Origin of the sequence: Nonomuraea sp. NPDC052116 (assembly GCF_040680035.1) — a bacterium.
In the GTDB taxonomy this organism is placed as follows: domain Bacteria; phylum Actinomycetota; class Actinomycetes; order Streptosporangiales; family Streptosporangiaceae; genus Nonomuraea; species Nonomuraea angiospora_A.
The window spans coordinates 1-19,678 of record NZ_JBFAWA010000019.1 but is presented as its reverse complement, the minus strand read 5'-3'; the positions used below and the strand labels follow the sequence as shown (position 1 = coordinate 19,678).

Annotated in this window: 18 protein-coding genes, 1 other RNA gene and 2 pseudogenes; 14 read left to right on the top strand and 7 right to left on the bottom strand. The window is 69.3% G+C overall.

Going from position 1 to position 19,678, the window contains the following annotated elements:
• Positions 1-38: 38 nt before the first annotated feature.
• The 6 genes and pseudogenes from AB0L65_RS32225 (at position 39) to AB0L65_RS32200 (ending at position 4,658) form a co-directional block, all read left to right on the top strand.
• Positions 39-839, top strand: a complete 801-nt coding sequence (locus tag AB0L65_RS32225) for a Nif3-like dinuclear metal center hexameric protein (RefSeq protein WP_357730565.1) — start codon at positions 39-41, stop codon at positions 837-839.
• 2 nt (positions 840-841) lie between these two features.
• Positions 842-1,582: a C4-type zinc ribbon domain-containing protein gene (locus AB0L65_RS32220; protein WP_357730568.1), complete on the top strand. Its 741-nt coding sequence runs from the start codon at positions 842-844 to the stop codon at positions 1,580-1,582.
• Positions 1,579-2,877, top strand: coding sequence for a bifunctional RNase H/acid phosphatase (locus AB0L65_RS32215; protein ID WP_364252849.1), 1,299 nt, complete (start codon positions 1,579-1,581; stop codon positions 2,875-2,877). The genes AB0L65_RS32220 and AB0L65_RS32215 overlap by 4 nt, the downstream gene beginning before the upstream one ends.
• A gap of 36 nt (positions 2,878-2,913) precedes the next feature.
• An RNA gene (gene rnpB, locus AB0L65_RS32210) (RNase P RNA component class A) lies at positions 2,914-3,301 on the top strand.
• A gap of 227 nt (positions 3,302-3,528) precedes the next feature.
• Positions 3,529-3,903: pseudogene (locus AB0L65_RS32205) on the top strand (transposase); the annotation flags it as partial.
• A 176-nt stretch (positions 3,904-4,079) separates the two neighbouring features.
• The gene (locus AB0L65_RS32200) at positions 4,080-4,658 is read left to right on the top strand and encodes a dihydrofolate reductase family protein (protein WP_355201520.1); all 579 of its coding nucleotides are present in this window, start codon (positions 4,080-4,082) and stop codon (positions 4,656-4,658) included.
• On the opposite strand, the gene AB0L65_RS32195 is transcribed toward AB0L65_RS32200, so the two are convergent.
• The 3 genes from AB0L65_RS32195 to AB0L65_RS32185 all read right to left on the bottom strand — a co-directional run bounded on the left by AB0L65_RS32195 (position 4,640) and on the right by AB0L65_RS32185 (position 6,862).
• Positions 4,640-5,266: a helix-turn-helix domain-containing protein gene (locus AB0L65_RS32195; protein WP_364252846.1), complete on the bottom strand. Its 627-nt coding sequence runs from the start codon at positions 5,264-5,266 to the stop codon at positions 4,640-4,642. The two genes, AB0L65_RS32200 and AB0L65_RS32195, sit on opposite strands and share 19 nt — an antisense overlap.
• 436 nt (positions 5,267-5,702) lie before the next feature.
• A complete protein-coding gene (locus AB0L65_RS32190) occupies positions 5,703-6,119 on the bottom strand; it encodes a hypothetical protein (RefSeq protein ID WP_364252843.1) in 417 nt (138 codons plus the stop codon).
• Between the two features lie 137 nt (positions 6,120-6,256).
• On the bottom strand, positions 6,257-6,862 hold the full coding sequence (locus AB0L65_RS32185) for a hypothetical protein (RefSeq protein WP_364252840.1): 606 nt from the start codon (positions 6,860-6,862) through the stop codon (positions 6,257-6,259).
• Positions 6,863-7,369: 507 nt separating this feature from the next.
• Here AB0L65_RS32185 and AB0L65_RS32180 point away from each other — a divergent pair.
• The 3 genes from AB0L65_RS32180 (at position 7,370) to AB0L65_RS32170 (ending at position 10,357) form a co-directional block, all read left to right on the top strand.
• Complete coding sequence (locus AB0L65_RS32180; protein WP_364252837.1) at positions 7,370-8,092, top strand: VOC family protein; 723 nt, start codon at positions 7,370-7,372, stop codon at positions 8,090-8,092.
• Positions 8,093-8,249: 157 nt separating this feature from the next.
• On the top strand, positions 8,250-9,440 hold the full coding sequence (locus AB0L65_RS32175; protein ID WP_364252834.1) for an FAD-dependent oxidoreductase: 1,191 nt from the start codon (positions 8,250-8,252) through the stop codon (positions 9,438-9,440).
• Positions 9,437-10,357 (top strand): RNA polymerase sigma-70 factor, encoded by a 921-nt coding sequence (locus AB0L65_RS32170; protein ID WP_364252831.1) that lies wholly within the window; start codon positions 9,437-9,439, stop codon positions 10,355-10,357. The genes AB0L65_RS32175 and AB0L65_RS32170 overlap by 4 nt, the downstream gene beginning before the upstream one ends.
• A gap of 14 nt (positions 10,358-10,371) precedes the next feature.
• On the opposite strand, the gene AB0L65_RS32165 is transcribed toward AB0L65_RS32170, so the two are convergent.
• Positions 10,372-11,241 (bottom strand): alpha/beta hydrolase, encoded by an 870-nt coding sequence (locus AB0L65_RS32165; protein ID WP_364252828.1) that lies wholly within the window; start codon positions 11,239-11,241, stop codon positions 10,372-10,374.
• A 54-nt stretch (positions 11,242-11,295) separates the two neighbouring features.
• Positions 11,296-11,883, bottom strand: coding sequence for a GNAT family N-acetyltransferase (locus AB0L65_RS32160; RefSeq protein ID WP_364252825.1), 588 nt, complete (start codon positions 11,881-11,883; stop codon positions 11,296-11,298).
• Positions 11,884-11,990: 107 nt separating this feature from the next.
• Between AB0L65_RS32160 and AB0L65_RS32155 the strand changes: the two genes are divergently transcribed.
• Positions 11,991-12,935 (top strand): GntR family transcriptional regulator, encoded by a 945-nt coding sequence (locus AB0L65_RS32155; RefSeq protein ID WP_364252822.1) that lies wholly within the window; start codon positions 11,991-11,993, stop codon positions 12,933-12,935.
• Positions 12,936-12,942: 7 nt separating this feature from the next.
• Here AB0L65_RS32155 and AB0L65_RS32150 read toward each other — a convergent pair whose 3' ends face one another.
• Together AB0L65_RS32150 and AB0L65_RS32145 are read right to left on the bottom strand one after the other, a co-directional pair.
• Entirely contained in the window at positions 12,943-13,404 is a 462-nt protein-coding gene (locus tag AB0L65_RS32150; RefSeq protein WP_364252819.1) for a DUF2871 domain-containing protein, read from the bottom strand.
• A gap of 121 nt (positions 13,405-13,525) precedes the next feature.
• Complete coding sequence (locus AB0L65_RS32145; RefSeq protein ID WP_364252816.1) at positions 13,526-14,464, bottom strand: SDR family NAD(P)-dependent oxidoreductase; 939 nt, start codon at positions 14,462-14,464, stop codon at positions 13,526-13,528.
• A 100-nt stretch (positions 14,465-14,564) separates the two neighbouring features.
• Here AB0L65_RS32145 and AB0L65_RS32140 point away from each other — a divergent pair, with 100 nt between their 5' ends.
• From AB0L65_RS32140 to AB0L65_RS32125, 4 genes and pseudogenes are all read left to right on the top strand, one after another.
• A complete protein-coding gene (locus tag AB0L65_RS32140; protein WP_364253551.1) occupies positions 14,565-15,143 on the top strand; it encodes a TetR family transcriptional regulator in 579 nt (192 codons plus the stop codon).
• Between the two features lie 528 nt (positions 15,144-15,671).
• Entirely contained in the window at positions 15,672-16,700 is a 1,029-nt protein-coding gene (locus AB0L65_RS32135) for a dipeptidase (protein WP_364252813.1), read from the top strand.
• Positions 16,701-17,337: 637 nt separating this feature from the next.
• Complete coding sequence (locus AB0L65_RS32130; RefSeq protein WP_364252810.1) at positions 17,338-18,408, top strand: M20 family metallopeptidase; 1,071 nt, start codon at positions 17,338-17,340, stop codon at positions 18,406-18,408.
• 1,026 nt (positions 18,409-19,434) lie between these two features.
• Positions 19,435-19,678: pseudogene (locus AB0L65_RS32125) on the top strand (cytochrome P450); the annotation flags it as partial.

Below are 19,678 nucleotides of genomic sequence, written 5' to 3'. Positions count from 1 at the left end.
ACCCTCTCCCGTGCCGATAGTCTGCGCAGGTGGCTGCTGTGTCGTTGACGAACGTGATCGAGGTGCTCGAGGCGGCCTACCCGCCCGCCCGGGCCGAGTCGTGGGACGCCGTGGGGCTGGTCTGCGGGGATCCGGCGCAGGAGGTGCGCCGGGTGCTGTTCGCGGTCGACCCGGTGGCGGCCGTGGCCGAGGAGGCCCTGGAGTGGCGGGCCGACCTGATCGTCACCCATCACCCCCTGTACCTGCGCGGCACCACCAGCGTGGCCGCGACCACGCCGAAGGGCCGCCTGATCCACACCCTGATAAAGAACGACATATCGCTTTACACCGCCCACACGAACGCCGACGTGGCCAACCCCGGCGTGTCGGACGCCCTGGCCAGGGCCGTGGGCCTGGTGGGCGACCTGGTGCCGCTCCAGCCGTTCCCGGACGACCCGTGGCGGGGTCTGGGCCGCATCGGCGAGCTGCCCTCGGCGATGACGCTGGGCGACTTCGCGGCGCAGGCGTCCAAGGGCCTGCCCCGTACGTCCTGGGGCATCCGCGTGGCGGGCGACCTCGACCGGCCCGTCACCCGCGTCGCGGTCAGCGGCGGCGCCGGTGACTCCCTGCTCGGCACGGCCAAGGCGGCCGAGGTCGATGTGTTCCTGACGGCGGATCTGCGGCATCATCCGGCGAGTGAGTTCGTGGAGTCGGGCGGGCCGGCGCTCATCGACGCCGCGCACTGGGCGACCGAGTGGCCCTGGCTGGACAGCGCGGCGTCCATCCTGCACTCGAGTGGCGTTACCGTTGAAACGCGCGTCTCCGCCACGGTCACCGATGCTTGGACAAAAGGATATTGATCATGAAAGCTGCCCCTGAGGCACAGAAGAGACTGCTCGACCTGGCAGAGCTCGACTCCGTGATTGATCGGCTGGCCCATCGCCGCCGCACCCTGCCCGAGCTGGCCGAGATCGACGAGCGGTCGAAGTTGTTCGCCAAGGTCGCCACCCAGGTGATCGAGGCCGAGACCGAGGCGGGCGACCTGGCCCGCGAGCAGGCCAAGGCGGAGAGCGACGTCGACGCCGTGCGCACGCGTGCCGACCGCGACCAGAAGCGCCTCGACTCCGGCGCCGTGACCTCGCCGCGCGACCTTTCCAGCCTGCAGTCCGAGATCGCCTCGCTGCACAAGCGCCAGGGCGACCTGGAAGAGGTCGTGCTGGAGATCATGGAGCGCAGGGAGGCCGCCGACACCAAGGTCACCGACCTGATCACGCAGCGTGACGAGCTCGCCGCCGCCCTGTCCACCGCCGAGGCCCGCCGCGACGAGGGGCTCCAGGGGATCGACAAGGAGGCTTCGGAGGTCCAGGGTCGCCGGGGCGGCGTCTCCGGCGAGATCCCCGCCGACCTGCTGGCGCTCTACGAGAAGCTCAAGGACCAGTACGGCGTGGGCGCCGCGATGCTGCGGGGCGGCCGGTGCCAGGGGTGCAAGGTGGCCCTGTCCATCGCCGAGATGAACCGCATCAAGGCCGCGCCCCACGACGACGTCCTCCGTTGTGAGGAGTGCCGGCGCATCCTCGTACGTACGGCAGAGTCAGGCCTGTGACCTCCTACGTCATCGAGGCGGACGGCGGCTCCCGCGGCAACCCGGGGCCCGCCGGCTACGGCGCGGTGGTCATGGACGCCTCCGACGGCCAGGTGCTGGCGGAGGCGGCCGAGGCCATCGGCGTCACGACCAACAACGTCGCCGAATACCGCGGCCTGATCGCCGGCCTGCAGGCCGTGCTGCGGTTGGGCGGCGAGGGCGCGCCGGTGGCCGTCCGGATGGACTCGAAGCTGGTCATCGAGCAGATGGCGGGCCGCTGGAAGATCAAGAACGAGGGGCTGCGGCCGCTCGCGATGGAAGCCGGATCCCTGGTCAGGCGGCTGCGGGTGACGGAGTGGACCTGGATCCCCCGCGAACGCAACAAGCACGCCGACCGCCTGGCCAACGAGGCCATGGACGCGGCCGCCAAGGGCCTGACCTGGAAGGCCGGCGGCACCACCCAACCGGAGCTACAGGAAGAGCCCCCGACCGCGGGCGGACAGCCCCCCTCGGCCCGCACCGCGGCCCCCACCACGCCGCCTGCCATCGCCCAGCAGACAGACCTCCTCGACATAGGCGCAATCGGCACCACCGGCACCATTTCCGAAATATCCGCCCCAACCGCCTCCACCGCCGCGGCCCAGCAACGCACGGCCAAGGCGCCCGCCAAGGGCACCGGCTGGGCCCCGCCGACCCGCGTGGCCACGTCCTTGCTGCTGCTCAGGCACGGCGAGACCGCGCTGTCCGTGGAGCGCAGGTTCTCGGGCAGGGGCGACGCCGAGCTCACGGCCAACGGCCTGGCCCAGGCCGCGGCGGCCGCCGAACGGCTGTCGCGCGAGCCGTACCGGCTGGATGTGATCGTCAGCTCGCCGCTCAAGCGCGCCCGGCAGACCGCGGAGGCGGTCGCCCGGCGGACCGGGCTCGACGTCGAGGTGGACGAGGACCTCAGGGAGCTCGATTTCGGCGACTGGGAGGGCCACACGTTCACGGAGGTTCAGCGCCGCTGGCCCGCCGAGCTCTCCACCTGGCTCGCCGACCCGGAGACCGCGCCGCCGGGCGGCGAGAGCTTCGCCACGGTCGCCCGCCGCGTCCAGGCGGCGGGGGAGCGGCTGGTGGAGCGCTACGAGGGCAAGACCGTCCTCGCGGTCTCCCACGTCACACCCATCAAGATGCTGCTGCGGCTGGCCCTGATGGCCCCGCTGGAGTCCCTCTACCGCATGCACCTCGACGTGGCCTGCCTGTCGCTGATCGAGTACTACGCGGACGGCCCGGCCGTGGTGAAGTCGTTCAACGACACCTCACACCTGCGCCGTTGACCGGGAACGCCGCGGAGCTTGGTAAAGTGCTGCAGACGAGTCGGCCGGGCGACCGCGTCGGGCCATCCGGCCCGCCGAGGAAGGTCCGGGCTCCACAGGGCAGGGTGGTCGGTAACACCGACCCGGGGTGACCCGCGGGACAGTGCCACAGAAAGCAGACCGCCTCCCGGTTGACGGGAGGTAAGGGTGAAAGGGTGGTGTAAGAGACCACCAGCGCCCACGGTGACGTGGGCGGCTAGGTAAACCCCACCCGGAGCAAGGTCAAGAAGGGACGCTCTCCGGAGCGTTCCGCGCGCGACGTTCGAGGGCTGCCCGCCCGAGCCGCGCGGGTAGACCGCTCGAGGCCGCCGGCAACGGCGGCCCTAGATGGATGGTCGCCCCTTCTCACGAAGGACAAAACCCGGCCTACAGGCCGACTCGTCACACTCCGCCCCTGCGACCAGGGGCGGAGCACCCTTCAAGATTTCCCGTTCCGTGATCTTCGGAAGTAGAAGCGCGTCGATCGCTCCGCCTCCGAGACGGGTTTGGATCACTAAAGGTTGGCCTTGATCAGTCCGGAGGCGTAGAAGTGCCTCAGTGAGTGTTTGAGAAGTTCTCATGTAGACGGCGTGGCGGCATGACGGCTGGTATCAGGCTCGGCAGGGTGTCCGGGTGTCATCTCGCCGCGGCTACCCGTCTGACTTGACTGACGCCCAGTGGGACCTGGTCAAGGACTTGCCTCCCGAGCCGAGCAGGGATGGCCGACCGGAGAACATCCCCGGCGCGAGCTCGTCAACGCGATCCTCTTCGTGGCAGGACCGCGACGGCGGTGAGGCCGCCCTTCTCGGTGCCTGCCTGAGCAGCCCGATCCGTCACGTCTTCGCTGATCAAGGCTTCGCCGGCCGGTTCGTCGACTGGGCGAACACCACGCTCAAGACCACCGTCGAGATCGTGCGCAAACCCGCCGACCAACGTGGCTTCGCCGTTCACCCGCGCCGGTGGGTCGTGGAGAGAACCCTGGCCTGGCTCACGGCGCACCGCCGGCTGGCCCGCCGCACCTTCACCTGGACCTGATCAACATCTCACACTGGCCAAGGACGAGCTGGTCGCGGCGGTGTTCAGATACGCGTTTCGGACCCGCTGTCGTTTCCGTCCAAGACAGCTACCGCGGCCGTGATCTAGCGTGGACCCGGCAGCTCGCCCGAGCATGAGGAGACGGCACAGTGCGTAACTTGGTCTACACCGGTTTCATGTCGCTCGATGGCGTCGTGGACTCGCCTGGCGGCGGGCCGGGGGAAGAACACCGCAGCGGCGGGTGGGTGGTCAAGGACCTCGAGTTCGTCCCCGAAGCCTGGTCGCTGAAGGGTGAGGAGCTCACCGACACGACGGCGCTGATGTTCGGCCGTCGCAGTTACGAGGCGTTCGCGGCGGTCTGGCCCGGCTCGGGGGACCACGCCGACTACAAGGAACTGCCCAAGTATGTGGTGTCGACCACGCTGTCCGACGACGCCATCGTCGACGGATGGGGGCCAACCACGATCCTGCGCTCGACCGAGGACGTCGCGGCGCTCAAGGAGGGTGAGGGCGGTGCGATCTTCATCCACGGGAGCGCGGAGCTGGCCCGGCGGCTGTCGGACGCGGGGCTGATCGACCAGTACAACCTGCTTGTCTTTCCCGTGCTGCTCGGTGCCGGGAAGAGCCTGTTCGGCCGGGCCGACCGGGACAAGCACATGCTGACCCTGCGGGAATCGGAAAGCTACTCGAACGGGATCCTGAAGCTGGTCTACGACGTCAAGCGCTGATCCAGGTCGAGGGCGATCGCGCCGCCGGCGCCCTCGCGCAGCTGCTTAACGGTGCGTCCGACGTAGGAGCGCAATGCCCGGGCCAGGTGCGGCTCGTCGAAGTAGTCAAGCTTGGCAACGACGTCGGCGGCCGGGTCGCCGGCAGCCAGCAGTTGCGCCGCCGTGCGGGCCCGCTCGATCTGCCGCACCGCGCCCCGCGTCAGTCCAGTCGCGGCGCGGAACCGACGTTCGACCGTGCGCCCCGAGACGACCGGGCGGTGACCCCGCACCACGTCGGTGACGAGCAGGTCACGGACCACGATCCCGGCCCGGACGAACCTCTCGACCAGAGCCTCGGCGTCGTCGGGGCCGGGCGTCTCCCAACGCGCGCCGTCCAGCCGGAACGTCCGGCGCGTGGTGTCGGGGAGCCCGATGCCCCCGTCGACCAGCGCCGGCGTGGGCACGGCCCGCAACGAGGTGCCCACGGCGAACTCGATGCCCGTGAAGGTCGCGCCCTCCGGCACCGGCGCCGTGCCGGTCCGGGTCTCGGGACCGGTGATGCCCCCGTACGCCCGGCCAGCGTGTTCCCAGAACACCAGGCCCCAACGCACCCCTGCGATGGACGTCATTGCAGTGACCTGCTCGCTCGTGCATGTCCACACGATGTCGACCCACGCCGAGTCCGACTCGCGCGTCTTGAACCGCAGTCCCACAGGCGAAGGATACGTCGCTTCGCGTTCTCGGTGGCTTGCCCGGCTACGCGGCTTTGCGCTACGGCAAGCTGTGCGGGCTGCGCTGAACCGAGCTTCGACCTAACCACGCGATCTAACCAAGCGAACGCGATCGCAGGCCGATCCGGCCGTAGAGGTCCGCCTTGTCGTTTGGACGGATACCCACGGCGAGACGGCACCCGCACACCTTGCCTTGCCTTCTCGCCTAGCGTGATGATCCCCTCATGCAGGGTGGTGCGGGTGCCGTCATACACGCCGGCCGGGCGCTTGGTCCTGGTGCCGGCGAGCAGGGCCTTGAGCGTTGCGGGGTCGCTCAGCCGCATGTCGCCACAGGTCAGGGCAAGGGACTGCTTGTCCTTGATGCCCCCCAGCTCCTGCCTTCCGGCAGACGCTCGCGCCAGAACGAGGACTGCTCGTAGTACCGATCCGGGAAGACAAGGAAGCGCTCGGGGTCTTTGCCATCCCCAGGATCGAGGATCTGGCTTGCGATGACCTCACCGTGAGCCAGTTCGTGGACCCCCGACCGCCGAAAAGTCCGCGACTCTCCATCCCAGGACGTCGAGACCGTTACGTGCGAGAACGTCACGCCGTTGCCGCTCGCGAGCTGGTGGCGCAGCGCGGCGACGGGGTTGAGGCGAGCCTCGGCCACGGCCGACGGCGGGACGATCACGGCTACGGACGTGATCGTCAGGGCAAGCGCCCAAAGCCTCATGCGGTCGTCTCCTCGGAACGGGGCCAGACGGGTGATCATCGTAGGCGGATATCTCGTCCCGGTATCAACGTGATCGGCCTGACCTCACACCTGAACCCGCGTGAATCGATCGACATGCTGCAAGTCTGGTTCGAGTCCTATCGCCGGCTTGAGCGATACACGGCAACGAGCACGAGTTACTTGTCGTCGCCGTAGTAGATGGAGAAGGGGTCGTCGAAGTCGAGAGGTTCGTTCACGTCAAGTGTGAGCTGAACGCTCCTGGTGGGCCTAAGACCCGGGACATCATCGAGGATCGTGTCCTCACCCGAGGCGTGCATGAGCTGGTAGACGGCCAGGCTCACGGTCTGCACGTCAACTTCGGCGTCATCCTCGACGTCGTCCGGCCGCACTTGCAGGTAGGCAGCCCGGCTGGCAGCCATCAGCGCCTCCCGGTCGTTGATCAGAAAGTCGTGGCGTATGAGTACGGCGATCCGCTCCGCAGACTTCTCTTCTTCTTCGTCGTCCTCGATGCGGTAATCGAAGGAAGGGGAGATCCCGGTGAGATCGAACTGGGCGTCGCAGAAGCGGCGAGCTACCTCCGAGAGCGGGCTGTCCATCGCAAAGATCTCCGCAATTTCCCGTTGGCGCCCCTCCATTCCGCACAAGGTCTCGGCGTGCTGAAGCACCTGCGCCGCGAACGCCTCGGCCGCCTCTCGTAACCGCTTCCGGGCCTCGTCCGAGAACTGCGTGACCTCTTTGTGGACCTCGTCGTCGTTGAACGAAGCCGTGTCCCGATCGCCCATGGAGAATCCCTTCGTCCGGTCCGGTCTCACCAGTGCACAGTGCGGCACACTAACCAGTTCATCGACCTGGGCAAAGCCCACTCCTCCCGATCGCGAGGACTGCTTTCGGAGGAAGAAGCCGCAGATTCACATTGGCCACGGACGTGCTTCCGCTGGCGGAAGCTCGGGACAGGGGCTCGGACCACACCTCATTTGAATCGGTGCCGGCATCGAGTAACCGAGTCAACTCCTCCAGGTCACCGTGCTCCACCGCCTGATGCGCCTGAGTCATCGGCTCGTAGGCTGCCGCTTCATGTTCCATGGCTGTGATCAAAGCAGCCCCTGCCGCGTGCTCGGAACCGCGGCTCCTCGCAGGGCACTTCCCGGCCCGCTGCCGCTCCCTGGTGGGGCGACGGGCGCGGAGAAAATGCGTGGCGGGGCCCATGCGCCCGGCGTTATTTTCTCCATGGGCGCGGTGGACGTGCCCTTTCTGCGGCTTTAATCAGCAGATCGGAGGTGCGGAGCGGAATGGCTTGTCGCCTCCACGCGCTCTGCTTCGACGCACACGACCCGCTCCGTCTCGCGCGCTTCTGGGCCGGGGTTCTGGACTGGGAGCTGGCTGACGACCCCCGGGACGGCGTCGCGCTCCTGCCGAGCGATGACACCGGGTTCCGGATCCGGTTCCTGCCGTCCCAGGCGCAGAAGATCAGCCAGAACCAGATGCACTTCGACCTGACGAGCAAGTCCCTCGAGGGCCAGCAGGAGACGGTGGCGAGGGCGCTCGGGCTCGGCGGCCGGCACATCGACGTCGGTCAAGGTCCGGAGGATGAGCACGTCGTGCTCGCGGACCCCGAAGGCAACGAGTTCTGCGTGATCGAGCCGGGCAACAACTTCCTCGCCGAATGCGGATTCGTCGGAGCGCTCGCGTGCGACGGCTCGCAGGAGGTCGGCTACTTCTGGAGCGAGGCGCTGGGCTGGCCGCTGGTCTGGGACCAGGACCAGGAGACCGCGATCCGCTCGCCGCAGGGCGGCCCGAAGATCACCTGGGGCGGTCCGCCGCTGGATCCGAAGACCGGGAAGTACCGGCTGCATTTCGACCTCGCGCCACCCGCCGACGGTGATCAGCAAGCGGAGGTCGAACGGCTCATCGCCCTCGGGGCGAAGCGCGTCGACATCGGTCAGGGCGAGGTCGACTGGGTGGTCATGGCCGATCCCGATGGCCATGAGTTCTGTGTTCTGAGCCCGCGATAGCGCCGTCGTTCGCGCCCTCTCGTGGTCGCTGACCAGGCGAAAGTCTCCGTAGTCCGTTCGTGAGGCGGGGTGTGGCGCACGTCACACCTGGTCCGTGTCACGTAGCGGCGAGCAGCTTGCATCATGTGGTCGTCAGCGCGAGGAGAAGGGCGCAGAGATGACCGAAAACCGTGAAGCGGGCACGCATCGGGTTCTGATTCTGGGGGCGGGGTACGCGGGCATGGCCGCGGCGATCCAGCTCGCGGCTCGGGGCAAGCGGCGCGAGGACGTGCAGGTGACCCTGGTGAACGCGCAGGAGCGGTTCACCGAGCGGCTGCGGCTGCACATGTCGGCGACCGGGCAGCGGGTCGCCGAGCTGAGCATCCCGGAGCTGCTGGAGGGCACGGGCGCGCGGTTCGTGCGGGGCTGGGTGACGGTGCTGGACGCGGACGCGAAGCTCGTACGGATCGACGACGATCGGGTGCTGCACTACGACACGCTGGTGTACGGGCTGGGCAGCGTGGCCGACACGGCGGCGGTGCCGGGCGTGGAGGATCACGCGTACACGCTCAACAGCGCGCAGGACGCCGAGCTGCTGGCCGATCGGCTGGCCCGGCTGGGCCGTGGCACGGTCGTGGTCGGCGGCAGCGGGCTGACCGGCGTCGAGTCGGCCGCGGAGATCGCCGAGCAGTACCCGGAGCTGGACGTCGTGCTGCTGGGCCGGCAGGAGCCCGGCGCGGCCATGAGCCCCAAGCCGAGGGCGTATCTGCAGGCCGCGCTCGCGCGCCTGGGCGTCCGGGTGCTCAGCGGGGTCGAGGTGGTGAAGGTGCTGCCGGACGCGGTGGAGCTGGCGGGTGGGGAGCTCGTCGCCGCCGACGCCGTGCTGTGGACGAGCGGTACGCGGGTGTCGCCACTGGCCGGCGCGGCCGGTCTGACCGTTGACGAGCGTGGCAGGGTCGTCACCGATGCCGCGCTGCGGTCGGTGTCGCACCCGGACGTGTACGCCGTGGGCGACGCGGCCGCGATCCGGCAGGGCTACGGCGTCATGCACGGCACCTGCCAGGGCGGCATGCCGACCGGTGTGCACGCCGCGGTGTCGATCGTCCGCACGCTGGACGGCAGGCGGCCCAAGCCGTTCCGCTTCGGCTACTACCACACGCCGGTGAGCCTGGGGCGGCACGACGCGGTCGTCCAGTTCACCCACCCCGACGACAGCCCCCGACGGGTCTATCTCACCGGCCGGATGGCGGCACGGTATAAGGAGACGGTGACCGCCTCGCCCTGGCCGACCTATGGCCGCATGAAGAAGCTGCCCGCCTCGGGCGCGTTCTGGCCCCGCGGCGGCCGCTTCACCAGGGGTGCGCGGTGACGCAGCCGTACTCCGATCGCGACCAGCAGGTCTTCAACCAGCATCGCAACCTGCTGTTCTCCGTGGCCTACCGCATCCTCGGCACCGTGGCGGACGCCGAGGACGCGGTCCAGGAGGCCTGGATCAAATGGTCGGCCGCCGACCGTTCGCAGGTGGCCGAACCCAAGGCCTATCTGGCGCGGATCGTGTCGAATCTGGCGCTGCAACGGCTGCGCTCCACGCAGCACCAGCGCGAGACCTACGTGGGGCCGTGGCTTCCGGAGCCGATCCTGACCAGCGGCGACACCGCCGACGACGTGACGAACGCCGAGTCGGTGTCGACGGCGATGCTGGTGGTGCTGGAGACCCTGAGCCCGCTCGAACGCGCCGTCTTCGTCCTGAAGGAGGTCTTCGGCTTCAGCCACGCCGAGATCGCGGAGGCGGTGGAGCGCTCCGAGTCCGCGGTGCGCCAGGCCGCGCACCGTGCTCGCGAGCACGTACGGGCCCGGCGGCCCCGGTTCACCGCGGACCGGTCGCGGCAACGCGACGTCACCGAACGCTTCCTCGCCGCCGCGACCGGCGGCGACATCAACACCCTCATGGAACTGCTGTCCCCGGACGTCACCCTGTGGACCGACGGCGGCGGCAAGGTTCGCCAGGCGCTGCGGCCGGTGGTGGGCGCGGAGACGGTGGCCGCCTGGTTCGCCGCCATCGGTGAGGTCACCTACCAGGGCGTCGAGCCCGCCGACATGAACGCCGCACTGGTCGAGATCAACGGCGGCCCGGGCGTGGTGTTCAGCGGCCCGGGCCGGGTGATCGCCACCGTCACGTTCGACTTCGACGCCGACGGTCGCATCTTCACCATCCACAACATCGCCAACCCGGACAAACTCCAGGCCATCGCGGACGGCACCACGCGCGACGTCCGTACCCCCTGAGACTTCGCGCGGGACTAACGGCTGAGGAGCTCGCTGAAGATCTCCACCACTTCGGGCCGGTCGAAGGGGCCGACGTGGGGCGCCGCGACGCTTCGCACGTCGGTCGGGTTGTCCGGCGTGAGGCGGTCGGCCTCCTGGATGAACCGGTCCTGCAGCGCCGGCGGGATCAGCCGGTCGAGGGTGAAACGTACGTAGGTGCGGGGAATGCGGCCCCACGTGTGCGCCTCGCCCCGGGCGTCGGCCATGGGAATGCCGGCGGTCTCGTCCGGTTCGAGCAGGTTGAGCAGCCGGCTCACCCCCTCGTCGGTGAAGTCGCCGGCCAGGGCCTCCTTGACGCCGCGGATCACCGCCGGGTCGGCCGAGCGCCAGTTGAGCCGGGTCACCCCGAGGACCGCGGGGTCGGCGACCAGCGCCTGGGTCACTTGGGGGAGCAGGCTGTCGCTGTTCTCGGGGGTGGAGAGGTAGGCGGCCAGGTTCGGCAGGTCCACGCAGCAGTACGCGGCGACATAGACGACCCGGTCGAGCAGCTCGGGGATGGCGTTGCCGACCCTGCTCACGGTGACGCCGCCCTGGCTGGCGCCGGCCAGGATCACGGGCCCGAGGCGGCGGGCGCGGCGGACCACGTCCACGACGCGTTCGACGTAGTCGTCGATGGTGATCTTGGCGAGCGGCGACGGCTCGGTCGCCAGCGCCTGGAGGTCCTGCGGGGCCTGGTACGCGCGGGGGTAGAACGCCTCGTCGCCGTGTCCCGGGAGGTCGACCATCAGGGCTCGGTGCCCGCGCAGGGTGAGTTCGCGGATCAGCCCCGTGCCGAGGGCCGAGGAGGAGTTGGTCCCGTGGACGAACACCAGGGTCGGCGCGCGTCCTTCTTCATGGTTGGTCATCGTCGTTCTCTTCCTTGTTCGTCGGGTTTGTGCGGCTGGTTAAGGGCGGGCTGGTCACGGGCGCGGCCGGCGCCACATCGGCCACAGGAGCGGGCTGTCGGCCACGCGTACCGGTTCGCCGAGATCCTCGAAGCCGTGCCGCAGGTAGAGGTCGCGGCTGCGGGGTGAACTCGCCTCCAGGTACGCGGCGAGCCCGTCGGCGTCCGCCCGCTCCAGCCGGTGCCGCAGCATCGCCGTACCGAGTCCGGCGCCCTGCCGCCCGCCGACCACGCCCATGCACGCGAGGTAGAGGTGCGGTTCGTGGCCGGGGTGCCGTTGGGCCAGTGCCTCGCCGACGGCTTGCAGCCGTGCTCCGTTCTCGCCGAAGACCTGGTCCGCCCCCTCGTGGGACGTCTGGCCGGTGGCCGGCGCCAGCCACAACGAGGCGCCTTCGCGACCGCCGATCAGGTACGCCTCGGCGGTGGGATCGGCCAGCAGGGAGCGGTAGAAGTACGGCTGGAGCCGACCTCGTTCGCTCGTCTCGGGGAAGAGCCAGCAGGCGAGGGGGTCGTTCATGAACGCCTCGGTGAGGACGTCCAGCACCGCCTGCTCGTCTGCTCCATCCGCCTTCCGCACGGATGCGTACGGCGTATCAACTGTCATGCGTACAGAGTATTTCGACGGCCGCCTTTCTGGCTGTTTTAGGGGAAAAAAGTGAACTAGTACTGTATAGAGTGAACTAGTGCACTTATCGATGGATCGGAGGTCCCATGCAGCGAACGGATCCGCCCTATCAGCGGATCGTCGCGGAGATCCGTGCCCGGATCCTGAGCGGCGCCCTGCGGCCCGGCGACCGGATGCCGTCCATCCGGCAGATCGCCCAGCGATGGGGTGTCGCGCTCGCCACCGCGACCAAGGTGATGGCGGCGCTGCGCGACGAGGGGCTGGTCGAGACGAAGGTCGGCTCCGGCGCGGTGGTCAGCTCACGTACGACCCTCAAGCAGCCGGCCGTGCCGCCGAGACCGCGGCAGGCCGGTGTCCCCAAGCAGGCGCTCAATCGCGAGCAGATGCTCCGCACCGCCATCAAGATCGCCGACGCCGAAGGGCTCGACGCCGTGTCCATGCGGCGGCTCGCGGCCGAGCTCGGCGCCGGTCCGATGTCGCTCTACCGGCACGTGGAGAACAAGGACGAGCTGGTGACGCAGATGGTCGACGAGGTCTTCGGCGAACCGGAGCTCCCCGTGCCCGGGCCGGACGGCTGGCGGGCCAAGCTCGAGCTGATCTCCCGCGCGCAATGGCAGCTGGTACGGCGGCACCTCTGGCTGCCCAGGGCCGTCTCGTTCACGCGCCCGCTGCTCGTGCCCAACATGATGGCCCACACCGAATGGACCCTGCGCGCGCTCGACGGGCTCGGCCTGCCCATGGCGACATGCATCCGAGAGGCGCTCGCGCTGCACGGACTGGTCATCACCGTCGCCCTGTCGATGGCGGACGAGGTCGAGGCGGAGCAGGAGACCGGTGTGACCCTCGACCGGTGGTGGCTCGCGCAACGGAACCGCGCCGACGAACTCCTCAACAGCGGACGATTTCCGCTGCTGGCCACGATTCCGGAGGAGACGGTGTCGGACCTGGACGGGCTGTTCGAGTACAGCCTCGCGCGCCATCTCGACGGCTTCGCCGCCCTGGTCGAGGGCCAGGCCCGGGCGCGACCATGAGCCCTCGTCAGGCTTCGGCGTTCCCCGGTGCCGTGTCGGCCGGGACGGGGTCGCCCTCGGGAGCGGGCTTGGCGGGGATGCGCTTGCCCAAAGTGACGAACAGCAGGATCAGCCCCACGGTCAGCAGGACGTGACCCAGCCCGGAGATCAACGCGATGGCTTCATCGCTGGGGCGGCCCAGGACGGTCAGGGTGCCATGGAGGATCATCGTGGCGACGGTCACCGCCAGGCCGGCGTTGTAGATCCAGAAGAACCAGCCGAAGAGCCGGACGGAGGTCAGCGCGAACAGCTTCTCCAGAGCGAGGACCACGAGAAAGAACAGCATCCCGAGCGCGAGCAGGTGCGTGTGGACGACGCCCAGCTGCGTGTCGCCGGTGAAGCCCGTCAGCTTGGTCAGCTCGCGGTAGTACAGGCCGCTGACCAGTCCGAGGATCATGTAGACGTGAGCAACGTTGAGGATCTTCCTCATGGGCGCTGACCTTCACTCTCGCGCGGGGGAAACGGTGCGGCCCTCGCCGGGTGAGGTTCGCTGGAGGGGCGTTCTTCTGGTGCCGGTCGGTGCCGGGAGGACATTATCGGACTGTGGTCCGTTATCGCAATGCCGCCGGAGGGCTCGGGTCGAGGCCGGTCAGGGCGGAACTGGCGGCCCACACGCGGGCCGCGAGTTCGGTGTCGGCCAGGTGGCCGCGTACGGGTTCGAGGGTGGGCAGGCCGCGGATCCCGAAGACCCGGGGTCCCCATAGCTGGCCGCCTCGTACGGAGGGGTCGAGGACGGCCCGGACGGCGGGCCAGGCGGCGGCTTCCTTGCCCTGGAGGAGGACGCCGGCGGGCAGGCCGCGTAGCCGTTCGCCGGTGGTGGGCATGTGGACCGGCGGGCGGGCCGGTGTGAGGGAGTCGAGCGCGCCGCCGGGGTGGGTGACCACGCTCAGCGTCGTGCTGCCGGCGGCGCGCAGGCGGCGGTCGAGTTCGAAGCCGAAGAGCATCTGCGCGAGCTTGGATCGGGCGTAGGTGCGTTTGGGCCGGTAGTCGCGCGTGCTCTGGAGATCGTCGAGGTCCAGGGTCTCGGACTTGGCGGTGAAGCTGCCGGTGGTGACGACGCGGCTCGCGGGCGTGGCCGTGAGCAGGGGCGCGAGCCAGTGGATCAGCGCGAAGTGCCCCAGGTGGTTGGTGGCGAACATCAGCTCGTTTCCGTCCCCGGTGACCCGCCGTTGTGGCTGGTCGAGCAGCACGCCGGCGTTGCAGACGGCCGCGTCCAGCCTCTCCAGGCCCAGGGCGTCCACGGAGGCTTTGAGCGAGGAGAGGTCGGCGAGGTCCAGGCTTATGTGCCGTACGTCGGCGCCGGGGACGCGGGCGCGGATCGAGGCCCGCGCGGCTTCGGCCTTGGCGGTGTCGCGGCTGCCGAGGATGACGGTGGCGCCGGTGCCGGCGAGTTGTTCGGCGACGAAGTATCCGATGCCGGCGTTGCCGCCGGTGACGAGGAAGTGCTTGCCCTCGGCGGGCGGCAGGCGTCGTACGTCCCAGGGGGACATGGTCGGCTCCCTTGTCTCGATGATTTCTGAACTGACTCTGAAACTATAGTCATTATGGATTCATAGGCGTTACGGGTTTAGCTACGATGGGGACGTGGAGATGGGGCGCCGGGAGCGCAAGAAGGCACAGACCCGCCGGGCGTTGTCGGACGCCGCGTTGCGGCTGTTCGCCGAGCACGGGTACGACGGCGTCACCGTCGCCCAGATCGCCGACGAGGCGGACGTCTCCATCGCCACGCTGTTCGCGCACGTGCCGGACGGCAAGGAAGCATTGATCTTCGACGATGGCGCGGAACGGCACGTCTGGCTGGCCGCCGCTGTCCGCGACCGGCCCGCCGGTCAGTCCGTACTGGAAGCCCTGCGTCGGTGTCTGGCGGGCCGGGGACCGTTCACCGACGATCTCCCGCCCGAACTGCGGGCCAAGCGTGATCTGATCGTCGGCACGCCCGCCCTGCGGGAATATTCGCGCAAGCTCTGGATAGCCGGTGAGGGGCCCCTGGCCGAGGCGATCGCCGCCGAGAGCGGCCGCGAACCGTCCGACATGACCGTCCGTGCGCTCGCCCGCTATGTCCTGGAGATTCCTGAGCTCGCGGGCGTGGAGGCCGACCCCCTGGCCGCGATGAACGCCATCTTCGACCTGCTCGAGGCCGGCTGGCCCCAGTCGCACGAGGAGGCCTGACCGGCTCACCCGATCCTGGGGGCGAACTCCCGATGGCTAGGCCGCTCTGGACGGCGAGGCTGCTCTGGACGGCTGCTCTGGATGGCGACGCCACTTCCAGCGGCGAGGCCACTCCCGGCGCCACAGCTGCAGCATGGCGCCCCCACCCAGTCGCCCCTTAAGCATGGCGCGCCCACCTCTCGGGTCCCTCCAGCACGGCGCCCCCATCCCGTCGCCCCAACCCCGCCGGCCCGTCCAGCACGGCGCGCCCACCCCGCCGGCCCGTCCAGCACGGCGCAGCCATCCCGTCGCGGCCCAGGCGACTCGGCTCGGCCCGAGGCGTCGTCACCGCTCAGCCTGGCCGCGTGCCTTCGGCCACCACCACGGACTCGGCCATTACCCGTCGCCGCGTGCGGTCGGCGCCTGACCGGCGCGTTCGGTTCCCCACTGGGCACACTTGAAACTCAACCCACAGTCGTACAAGTGATCCAAAAAATCGGACTCCGGGTGCATTGGAGCAGGTCCAGCCCTCGCGATAACGTCCATCGCATGACGCTTTCCCTCCACCGACGCGCAGTCGTGGCCGACACACACAACGATCTGCTCATGGCCGTCTCCGCGCGGCCGCCTCAGCAGTGGGCCTCGTTCTTCCGGGAGAGATGGCTGCCCCAGCTCGTCGAGGGCGGGGTCGATCTGCAGGTCCTGCCGGTCTTCATCGACGACCAGTATCGGCCGGAGGGCGCGCTGAGGCAGACGTTGCGCATGATCGAGTGTGCGCACGTGCTGGCCGAGGGAAATCCCGACCACGTCCGGATCTGTCTGAACGCGGCCGACATCGACAGCGCCCTCGAAGAGGGCAAGATCGCGCTGGTGATCGCGCTGGAGAGCATGCCGGGCATCGACGCCGACGTCGAGCTGATCTCGACCGTTCACCGCCTTGGCGTGCGGGTGGCGTCCATCGCACATTTCGGGCGCACGGCGTTGGCCGACGGCAGCGGTGAGGACGCCACAGGCAGTGGCCTGACCTCCCACGGCATCGCGGCCCTGGAGGAGATGGAGCGGCTCGGCATCGTCTTCGACGTCTCCCACCTGGGCGCCTCCGGCGTGGCGCACGTCCTGGAGCTGGCCACCAGACCGGTCATCGCCACCCACTCCGCCGCCAGGGCGCTGCGCGACCACCACCGCAACCTCACCGACGATCAGCTCCGCGCGGTGGCTGCCACGGGCGGCGTGATCTGCGTCAACTTCTTCGCCCCCTTCCTCGCCGAACGCGAGGAGGACATGACCCTCGACCGCCTGCTCGATCACATCGAGCACATCGTGTCCGTCGCCGGGATCGACCACGTCGGGCTCGGCCCCGACTTCATCCGCGAGGTCATGGACGACCTGACGCCGCCGTGCTGCGAGGGCCTCAACACGAGGGGTGTCAACCCGAAGTCGGCCGTCCCGGGGTTGGCGGGTCCCTCCGGCCTGCCCATGGTCACCGAGGGCCTGCTCGCCCGCGGCCTCCCGGAGAAGGACGTCACGAAGATCATCGGCGGCAACGTACACCGCTTCCTGAGCGAGCAACTGGCGTGATCGGCGGCGAGCGCTCGTGGTCCGGCCAGCGGCAGCCGTGGTTCGGTCAGCGGCAGGGTGCGTCGCCTTCCGGGTAACAGCTGAGCCGGTCAACGCCGGCGTGCACTGTCTTCCGGGAAGTAGCCGGGTCGGTTAACGCCGGCGAACATCGCTCTCCGGCCAGGTAGCTCGGTCGGTTAAGGCCGGCGCGCAAGCTTTTCCGGCAAATAGCTGGGCCGGTTGGCGGCAGCGTGCACCGTTTTCCGGGTAAGTAGCAGGTGGAGTGGGTGGCGGCGGCCGGTGCCGCCCCCTGGGTGAGCGATTGATGGCGTTGGCGGCAAGGTGTGCTGGTTCCTGGGTGGGGAACTGGTTGGGTCGGTGGCAGCGGGCGTGCTGCTTGGGCGAGTAGTCGGTGGAGTGGGTGGCGGCGTTCGCCATCTCCTGAGTGAGCGATTGACGGCGTTGGCGGCAGCGTGCGCTGGTTCCTGGGCGGGAGCCGGTTCGGTCGGTGGCAGTGTGCACCGCTTTTAGCGGTCCTGAGTGCGCGGCATGCGCATCACCCCCTTCATCACCCCTTCTCGGACGGCGATCGGGCCGGTGCGAGCTGACGGCTGCGGAGAGGAAACGGAATGAAGCACGAGCCCTACGGAGGAACGGCGTGATCGAGGATCTCGAAGAGCTGGTGTTGTGCGAGTCCTTCACCCACGACCTGGAAGCCATTGCCCGCAGCGCGAAGGTCGTGGCGGCGATGGGAGCCCGTTACCTGGGTACGCAGCCCGAGTTCCTCGTGATCGACGGCGTCACGCACGTGCGCTGGACGTTCGGCACCCCCAAGGTGTTCCTGCTGTGTCACCACGACACCGTCTGGCCGATCGGCACCCTCGCCACCCACCCTTGGTCCGTGGTGGACGGCGTGGCCCGGGGGCCCGGGGTGTTCGACATGAAGGCAGGGCTGGTACAGACGTTCCACGCGCTGGCCGGGCTCGAATCGCTCGACGGCATCACCCTGCTGATCAACGGTGATGAGGAGTGCGGCTCCCGTACGTCGGCCGAGCTGATCAAGGAGACCGCCCGCGGGCTGGCCGCCGCGTTCGTCATGGAGGCGAGCGCCGACGGCGGCGCGCTGAAGACGTCCCGCAAGGGCACCGCCCTCTACACCGTCAACGTTCGCGGCCGGGCCGCGCACGCCGGGCTGGAGCCCGAGAAAGGGCTGAACTCCGCGATCGAGCTGGCCCACCAGGTCCTGGCCATCGCCGCCATGGGCGCCGGGGCCACCACTGTCACGCCGACGGTCCTGTCGGCCGGCACGGCACGCAACACCGTCCCCGCCGCGGCCTCGGTCTCGGTGGACGTGCGAGTGGCTGAGATGTCGGAGCAGGATCGGGTGGACGCGGCCTTCCGCGCGCTCCGGCCGGTCCTGCCCGGCACGCGCCTGGAGATCCTGGGCGGCCCCAACCGGCCGCCGCTCGAGAGCGGGATGTCGGCCTCGCTGTACGCGTTGGCGCAGGAGCTGGCGTCGGACCTGGGAGTGGGGCCGCTGATCTCGGCCTCGGTGGGCGGTGCCTCGGACGGCAACTTCACGGCGGGAGTCGGCTGCCCGACCCTCGACGGGCTGGGCGCGGTGGGCGGCGGGGCGCACGCGGACGACGAGCACGTCATCGTCGCCGAGATGCCCCGGCGCACCGCCCTCCTCCGCGCCCTGATCGAAGCCGTCCGTCGCGGGGCGTGAGCGTGGGTGTCCTCGCCGTGTGACCCGAGGTGGGTGTGCGTCCTGGTGGCCGCTGGACTGTTCGTCCCGGTGGCCGTAGGACGGCTTGGGCGATCTCCTCGGCGATGCCGAGCCGGTGGGTTGAGGGGCTGGCTGGCTTTGGCGTCGGCGTGGTTGGAGGCACGGCCGGAGATGCCGCCGAGGCCGCTGAGGCCCGGATACCGCCGAGCTGGGGCCGGGATGCGCCGAGGTCGTTGAGGCGGGAGACGCCGTAGAGGCCGATGTATGCCCGCGAGGCTGTTGAGGCGATAGATGCCGAACGGAGGTCATTGAGGCGGAAGATGCCGACAAGGCCATTGAAGTGCAAGACGCCGCAGAGGCCGATGTACACCCGCGAGGCCGTTGAGGCGGCGGATGCCGGATCGAGGCCCTTGAGGCGGAAGATGCTGACAAGGCCACTGAGGCCGGAGATGCCGTCGAGCCCGATAGATGCCACCGAGCCGGTTTGAGACTTTGATGCAGTCGAGGACGGTCGAGGCCTGGGATGTCGCCAGGCCAATGAGGCGCGAGATACCGTCCGGGCCGGTGGATGCGTCGAGGCCCTTGAGTCCGGGGATACTGTCGAGGGCCGATTGGGGCCGGAGATACTGCAGAGGCTTGGGATGCCGCCGAGGTGACGATGGCTCTGCTGTCTTGTGCGCTCACGTGCCGCAGTGGAGGTCCCGGCGGCGATCAGGTCTGATGTGGTGACGTGTCAGAGGCCGTGTCAGCTCGGCAACGGTCCGATATCAGCGCGGTCGGCGATGGTGGGTCCCATGAACGGCTCAGCCATCACGGCCCCGTGCTCGACGGCATCGCCCCGGATGTCCGGTGAGGCACGGCTCGGATCCGACGGCGCTGGGAAGACTGCGGCAGCGAACGTGTTGTCGCACGACCGGCTCACCGGCGAGGAAAACCCGCTTCTGATGGCAGACCCAGCGTCATCGCTACCATCCAGCCCTGATCACGATGTCTCGACTCGAACCTAGGTCGATGAGAGGAATGACCATGGAAATCCCCCTCACCAAGATGCCGACGGAGCGTCAGCCCGGCTGCCCCTTCGACCCGCCCAAGGAGCTGATCCAGACCCGCGAGCACAGCCCGATCACCCCCTACCCCTTCCCCGGCGGACACGAGGGCTGGCTGGTCACCGGATTCGACCTGGCCCGGTCGGTCCTGGCCGACCCGCGGTTCAGCTCGCGCAAGGAGCTCATGCGCCACCACCCGCTGATCGACTACAGCGAGTACGGCG

Coding starts and splice junctions, on each gene's coding strand:
- AB0L65_RS32160 (WP_364252825.1), bottom strand. CDS start 11,883: ATGACAGTTGATACGCCGTACGCATCCGTGCGGAAGGCGGATGGAGCA.
- AB0L65_RS32135 (WP_364252813.1), top strand. CDS start 15,672: ATGACGCTTTCCCTCCACCGACGCGCAGTCGTGGCCGACACACACAAC.
- AB0L65_RS32140 (WP_364253551.1), top strand. CDS start 14,565: ATGGGGCGCCGGGAGCGCAAGAAGGCACAGACCCGCCGGGCGTTGTCG.
- AB0L65_RS32145 (WP_364252816.1), bottom strand. CDS start 14,464: ATGTCCCCCTGGGACGTACGACGCCTGCCGCCCGCCGAGGGCAAGCAC.
- AB0L65_RS32190 (WP_364252843.1), bottom strand. CDS start 6,119: ATGATCACCCGTCTGGCCCCGTTCCGAGGAGACGACCGCATGAGGCTT.
- AB0L65_RS32195 (WP_364252846.1), bottom strand. CDS start 5,266: ATGACGTCCATCGCAGGGGTGCGTTGGGGCCTGGTGTTCTGGGAACAC.
- AB0L65_RS32180 (WP_364252837.1), top strand. CDS start 7,370: ATGGCTTGTCGCCTCCACGCGCTCTGCTTCGACGCACACGACCCGCTC.
- AB0L65_RS32175 (WP_364252834.1), top strand. CDS start 8,250: ATGACCGAAAACCGTGAAGCGGGCACGCATCGGGTTCTGATTCTGGGG.
- AB0L65_RS32185 (WP_364252840.1), bottom strand. CDS start 6,862: ATGGGCGATCGGGACACGGCTTCGTTCAACGACGACGAGGTCCACAAA.
- AB0L65_RS32220 (WP_357730568.1), top strand. CDS start 842: ATGAAAGCTGCCCCTGAGGCACAGAAGAGACTGCTCGACCTGGCAGAG.
- AB0L65_RS32165 (WP_364252828.1), bottom strand. CDS start 11,241: ATGACCAACCATGAAGAAGGACGCGCGCCGACCCTGGTGTTCGTCCAC.
- AB0L65_RS32155 (WP_364252822.1), top strand. CDS start 11,991: ATGCAGCGAACGGATCCGCCCTATCAGCGGATCGTCGCGGAGATCCGT.
- AB0L65_RS32150 (WP_364252819.1), bottom strand. CDS start 13,404: ATGAGGAAGATCCTCAACGTTGCTCACGTCTACATGATCCTCGGACTG.